This is a genomic window from Pseudoalteromonas sp. S3260 (genome assembly GCF_005886925.1).
Classification (GTDB): domain Bacteria; phylum Pseudomonadota; class Gammaproteobacteria; order Enterobacterales; family Alteromonadaceae; genus Pseudoalteromonas; species Pseudoalteromonas tetraodonis.
In genome coordinates this window covers 24640-30798 of the sequence record NZ_PNCV01000057.1, presented here as the reverse complement: position 1 = coordinate 30798, position 6159 = coordinate 24640, and the positions used below count along the sequence as shown (strand labels likewise).

Below are 6159 nucleotides of genomic sequence, written 5' to 3'. Positions count from 1 at the left end.
CGCAGCATAAATGCCAAACAGACCCTGCTCGAAGGGTTCTGCCTAGGGGCGATTTACTCTTTGTTGCTCGGTTTTTACTTAGCCCACTAGGCTACAAACCTCGCGCCGCGATTAAATCGCCCCTAGCTTGAACAAATTTAAATCTGCAAAGGTCAACAGGCCCTAGTGGACGCTAGATAAATTTGTAAATCCGGGGCATAGCGCCTGTATTTTTGAACATTTTTATGGGATCAGTGGCTCTACCGATACTATTGCTTATATTTTAGGTGCACTGCAATTATTGCTAGTAATAGCATTTTTGGTCGGTATTAAAAAACGTATTACTTACGGTGCTATTTTTATAATGCATGGTTTATCTACGCTTTCTTCATATAATCAATACATTGATGGCTTTAATAATTTACTGTTTTTTGCGGCGTGGCCGATGTGGGCTGCGTGTTTTGCGCTTTATTTATTACGCGATCAAGACGTAAAATTTACGATTAAATAATAAAGGCAAAAAAAATGGTTATAAGCGTTAGCCTATAACCAATAAAGTACACAGGGAGTGTAGGAAGTTCTGTTGTACGCAGTAAACGGTTAGTTACCCATTTACTGTGTGTCATTAAAAGCGCTTATTGGCGCTTTTAATCAAATAAAGTGGACTGTAATAAATACTTATTTTTATAAAAGCAAAGCTAATGCCAACTTTTAATACATTGAAATATATAGCTATTTATTATTTATAAGTAGAGGCTTTGCATAATGCAGGTAAATTTTTCTATATTGCAACGGTAAAGGTTACCGACTTTGCAATATAAAAAAATGGCAAGGCTTTTTAAAATAGAGGGGAGTTTTAGTATCGCTGATTTAAAAATCAGCGGCTACTTCAAATTCTAAACGTTGATGAGAAATAGGGTGGGTGAAGGCTAAATACTCGGCATGTAAATGTAAGCGCTCTGCCTCTGCACCATAATGAGTATCGCCAACTATCGGGGTATTTAAACCTAATTGATGTGCGCAATGCACCCGTAGCTGATGTGTGCGCCCTGTTTTAGGGTATAACTGCAGTCGGGTGGTGTTGTTTTTGCGCTCCAGTACATGCCATGTTGTTAACGACGGTTTACCGGTTTTATAACACACCATTTGGCGTGGTTTATCATCAAAGTCGAGCACAAGAGGTAAGTTAATCACTCCGCTATTCTCAGTAATATTGCCCGCCACTAAAGCAACGTAACGCTTTTCAATTGTGCGTTCAATAAACTGTTTTTGCAGCGCTTTATGCGCGCGCTTATTAAGCGCAATAATTAACAGCCCTGAGGTCGACATATCTAACCGGTGCACAATAAGTGGGCCAGAAGCCGCGGGGAACTGAGTTTTAATACGCATGTACACTGAGTCATCAATATTAATCCCTGGCACCGATAAAAACTCAGCGGGTTTGTTTATTACCAGTAAATCATCGTCTTGATAAACAATAGTTAAGTTTTTTCCTTTTGCAGGGTTTGTTAGTAATGGGTTTTCTTCAACATTTAAGCCTTTTAGCATATGACCTAAAATCGGTTGGCATTTGCTATAACACGATGGGTAATAATGTAAGTGATGCCTAATTGCTGATTTAGGCGGTGCACCCCACCAAAATTCGGCCATAGCCACTGGTTTTAAATGGTGCTTATATGCATATTGTAATAATTTAGGGGCGGCGCAATCCCCCGCTCCCGAAGGTGGCGTGTGCTCAGGAAGTTTGGCAAAAATAGCATTCAGATCGGTCACTTCACCGTGTGCATTTAAAAATTGGTATTGAGCAAATAATTTCTTTTGTAGGTTTTTTGAGAGTGTTTTGCGGCGCTTTTTTAATCCGTTAATTTCACCCAGCATAGCTGCTTGGGTTTGCTCAAGCGCTGTAATTTGCGTTTGCCAGTCTTGCTTTAATGCCTGCAGTTGTTTTTTCTCAACAATACTCTGCCCAGCTAAGGTTGTTTTAAGTTGTTCAAAGTCATCGGCATTGAGTTGCTCTTGGCCAGTTTGGCGTTGCTCTTTTCGCTGTTTGCGGGTCACTTGCATGGCTTGTTGTTTGGCTACAAGTTGCTGTTCATAATTTTTACGTGCTGTAGCTAATTGCTGCTCAAGGGCTTGATAATCTTCACTGTTTTCTAATGCCGTAATTTGCGCATTAATGGCGTTAATGATTTGGCTTTGCTGACTTAATACAGCATCGTCTATGTGTTTAAGTGCCACATTAGGTGCAAAATTCAGTTGCTCATCTATGCCCGCTATTTGCCCCGAATACGCGCTAATAAACCCCAGTTGTTGCGCCTGATTTTGAACGACTAGCACACCAAACATTTTACCCGCATCAATATCATCCGTATCTAAAATAGCCTTATCTAGCTTTTTTAATTGCTGTTGTAATTGCTGTGCAGCGACAACGGCCAAAGGGTGCGGTTTATAATAAAATGGAAATGTAAACTGCTCAGGCAGAGCAAGGGAATCGACGTTTTCATCAAAAACGGTAAAGCAGCTAGCAGGGTTTGACATGGCAGTAAAATTAGCAGTTAACAAAATAATTGCCGAGAGTTTAACATAAGCTGTGCTATGTCACTAAGGATGCGTGCTCGCCAATTTAGACCTATAAAAAAGGCCAACATTTTTATGTTGGCCTTTTAAAATTAAACGCGTTTATAAGTGCTTATTTATTTGCGTCTTTGACTTCTTTTAACTTAGCAGCATGGTCAATTTCAAACGCAGGCATTTCTTTTTTGCCTTCCATTAAATAGTTGTCCATCCAGCGCATTAAACGCAAGCTGTAGTCGTATTGCGCTGCCACTTTACGATTACCATGACCTTCACCAGGGTAATAAACAAGACGTACATCTTTACCTTGCACTTTCATGTAGCGGTAAAGCTCCATAGATTGTGCAGGGTGAACGCGAGGGTCGTCTTTACCGTGCATAATAAGCAGAGGTGTTTCAGATTGGCCTGCCCAGTAAATAGGGCTGCGCTCTAAGTACCACTGCCATTTATCCCATGGGTATGAACGCGCATGAACTAGGTTCATTTCGTTAGAAATATCAGTAGTACCAAATTTAGACAGTTGGTTGGTGACACCCACAAACATAACGCTTGAAGCAAAGTGTTCGGTTAGTTTTGTTGCGCCCCACGCCGATGCATAACCACCGTAAGATCCCCCAGTAATACCAACACGTTTAGTGTCTACTAAACCCATATCAACAAGGTGATTTTTAAAATCAACTAAATCGTCAAACTCTTTACCTGCGTAATCGTTTTGGCCTAATTTTGAGTAATCTACCCCTTTTCCTGTAGAGCCACGGTAGTTAGGATAAAACACCGCATAGCCACGTGCTGCACCCATTTGACCTGGGCGCGAGTAGTTAGTTACCCAGCCGTCTTTATCATGGCTTTCAGGGCCACCGTGTACCGACATAATAAGTGGGTAGCGTGTGCCTTTTTCATAATTTAATGGGTAAACAAGCACACCATCAAGCTCAACGCCGTCGCGGGCTTTAAGGGTAATGGTTTCTTGCTTTGCAAAGCGTTTATCATTTAACCAGCTATTTGAATCGGTTAAACGTGTTGCTTTATTGCTGCGCACAATAAATACTTCGTTAGGGTGTTTTGCGGTATTACCACGAAGTGCGAGTGTTTTATCTGAATCTGAAATACTTAATTGTGAGGCAATAAATTTACCTTCTTTGACTAATTTTTTGTATTTATTAGAGCCCGTTTTAATGCTCGCTACAAAACTTTGCGTGCCTACATTAGCAATAAAGTTAAGTGTATTACGCTTATGCGACCATTCAAAATCAACAACGTGGCCCATAAAGTTAGGTAACCATTCAGTGATTTCAGCGGTTTTAGTGTCAGCAATAAATAAGCGGCCTGTTGCAGGGTCGTGCTTATCTTCTGCACCTAAAATAGCAATGTATTTACCATCATGCGACAGTTCTGCATCACCTAGCTTGCCTTCAGTTTTAAACGATAAGGTTACTTTATTGCTAGCAATATCAAACAAATGCCACATAGATTTTGTGTATTTATCATCAATCAATGCGGTAGGTTGAGTTTTAACCAGTAGCTTTTCACCATTAGCAGCCCAGTTAACATCACTCACGTAATTATCAACGTTGAGTGCGGTGGGGGTAAGTGGTTTATCCGCTTTAGCTAAGTCAACAATAAAAAGCTGTTTGTTCTTTAAGCCCATTTCATATACTTCAGCTTTAAAGCCAAGTTTTTTAAGTTCTTTTTCTGACTTGTCTGCTGCAGGCATCGCTAAAATAGCGACTTGCTTGTTATCAGGGCTTAACTGATAGCTTGAAATAGAAGTGTCTTTTAAAGCAAGAACAGGTTGTGCTTGGCCGCCATCAACAGGTATTTGGTAAAGCGAAGTATATTTGTCGTCTTTTAATTTCGCTAAAAAGTAAATTGTTTTGCTGTCGTTTGACCATTGTAGGCTTTTAATATTAACTGAACCGGTAATAAAAGGGCGTTCAACACCCTTATCGTCAACAACATAAAGCTCACTGTAATTACTACCATTTTCATCAACGTAAAGCGTGCGAGGTAATGAACGGGTAAATGCAACACTGTCGCCATCGGGGCTAACGGTTGTTTGTATTACCGATTTTACTTTGGGAATGTCTTCAACAGTAATTGCTGATTGCGCAAATGCAAGTGAGCTTGAGAGCCCAATTGCTATCGCTAAGCTAGTTTTTAGCATTGTTATTTCCTTTGCTTTATTAGATTTCAGCCATTATAGCAAGGTGTTCTCAATATACTAAAAAATGCGATTAATCCTCAAAAGAGGAGGTTTAATGTTGTAGTTATGCAAAAGCGCGGCTTAAAACCGCGCATAAATCTATAGACTCTTTTTAGGAGGAAGCGCCACGTTTGCAAAAATAAGTCCGGCCACGAGCGACATGAAAATTAAAAACGTTTGCTGACCAATATGATCTGCATAAACAAAGTCTTGGCCTTCAATGAGTGAGTTTAAACCAATATACGTTTTGCTCCCAGGCACTAATACAATTAATCCCTGCATAGCTACAATTGAGGCCGGGGCATTAGCAACCCGGTTAAATAAATTACTGAACACACCAACAGAAAATGCACCAATAAAGGTCCCTAACGTGTAATTTAAATCTAAATAAATAGCAGGCCCAATACTAGTGCCATAAGCTATAAAGCCTGAGGCAATAGACCACATTGCATGTTTAAGCTTTGTTCTAAAGATAACGATTAAGCTACTACACAAAAGTAAAATAGCGAGCCATGCAGTCCACTTTGGTAGCGGCTCAGGTTGTACGAAATCGGCTTGCCCAAAGACCGCAAAGCCAATAGCAAGACCAATAAAAGCCCCAAAATAAAGTTTAAACAGCAACATAAACGAGTCCATAACGCGTGCTGTGCCCGATACTAAGTGTCTGGCTGCAAGTTCAGCAAGGCCAAGTGCAAGGGCTAAACCGGGTATAAACACAATAATGGCAGAGAGTACAATTAATCGAATGTTGATGTGTGCATCTAAATGAACGCTAATAGCACAAGCAAGAATAGCCGACACTATTGCTACTAATGGCTCAAGCATGTGAGCCACACGTTTCGAACGGGCCGACCACAATACAAATAAGTATACAATAAAGGTTAATAACCCAGACCACAGAACGTCATTCCAACTGGTGCCCATGAGCATGGCAAATGCGCCGCCAGAGGTAGCAAAAGCAACACCTGTCAGCACTCTGTTATAAGGGTTTGGGGCATCAAAAATGATATCAAGTTGCTGATCAACTTCTTGCAACGTGAGCTCGCCATTGAGCATTTTATTAACTAAATCGTCGGTATCGGCAAGTGAACCTAAATCGTGATCGCCTGGGTCAACGCGGGCAACATGGGTATATTCATCTTCATGGCCATCGGTCCAAATAACAAAGGTAACCGACGTGGGCGACATAACAAACGAAGATTTAAGATCTAAATAAGTCGCCACTTCCATTAAGTGGGCTTCTAAGCGATAGGCAGGGGTACCGTATTTATGGAGCATTTTGCCCAATTTAACGATAAATTTGCGTTTTTCAGTAAATGTTGCGGTTTTCAAATTTGTTTTGAACCAACTATTAAATAACTAAGCTAAAAATATAGGCAATAATGCTAAAATTGCCCAAGTTT

At 40.5% G+C, this 6159-nt stretch carries 3 protein-coding genes and 1 pseudogene; 1 reads left to right on the top strand and 3 read right to left on the bottom strand.

Features of this window, described 5'->3' with window-relative positions:
• Positions 1-166 precede the first annotated feature (166 nt).
• Positions 167-490 (top strand): annotated as a pseudogene (locus tag CWC14_RS10790) (hypothetical protein); the annotation flags it as partial.
• A 359-nt stretch (positions 491-849) separates the two neighbouring features.
• On the opposite strand, the gene CWC14_RS10785 reads toward CWC14_RS10790, so the two are convergent.
• The 3 genes from CWC14_RS10785 to CWC14_RS10775 all read right to left on the bottom strand — a co-directional run bounded on the left by CWC14_RS10785 (position 850) and on the right by CWC14_RS10775 (position 6088).
• Positions 850-2517: an RluA family pseudouridine synthase gene (locus CWC14_RS10785; RefSeq protein WP_138562875.1), complete on the bottom strand. Its 1668-nt coding sequence runs from the start codon at positions 2515-2517 to the stop codon at positions 850-852.
• A gap of 151 nt (positions 2518-2668) precedes the next feature.
• Positions 2669-4717 (bottom strand): S9 family peptidase, encoded by a 2049-nt coding sequence (locus tag CWC14_RS10780; RefSeq protein ID WP_138562873.1) that lies wholly within the window; start codon positions 4715-4717, stop codon positions 2669-2671.
• Between the two features lie 138 nt (positions 4718-4855).
• Positions 4856-6088 carry a threonine/serine exporter family protein gene (locus CWC14_RS10775; protein ID WP_138562871.1) on the bottom strand — a complete coding sequence of 411 codons (1233 nt, stop codon included), beginning with the start codon at positions 6086-6088 and terminating at the stop codon, positions 4856-4858.
• Positions 6089-6159: the final 71 nt, after the last annotated feature.

Excerpts from the sequence above, each read along its gene's own strand:
- CWC14_RS10785 (WP_138562875.1), bottom strand. The coding sequence starts at position 2,517 with ATGTCAAACCCTGCTAGCTGCTTTACCGTTTTTGATGAAAACGTCGAT.
- CWC14_RS10780 (WP_138562873.1), bottom strand. The coding sequence starts at position 4,717 with ATGCTAAAAACTAGCTTAGCGATAGCAATTGGGCTCTCAAGCTCACTT.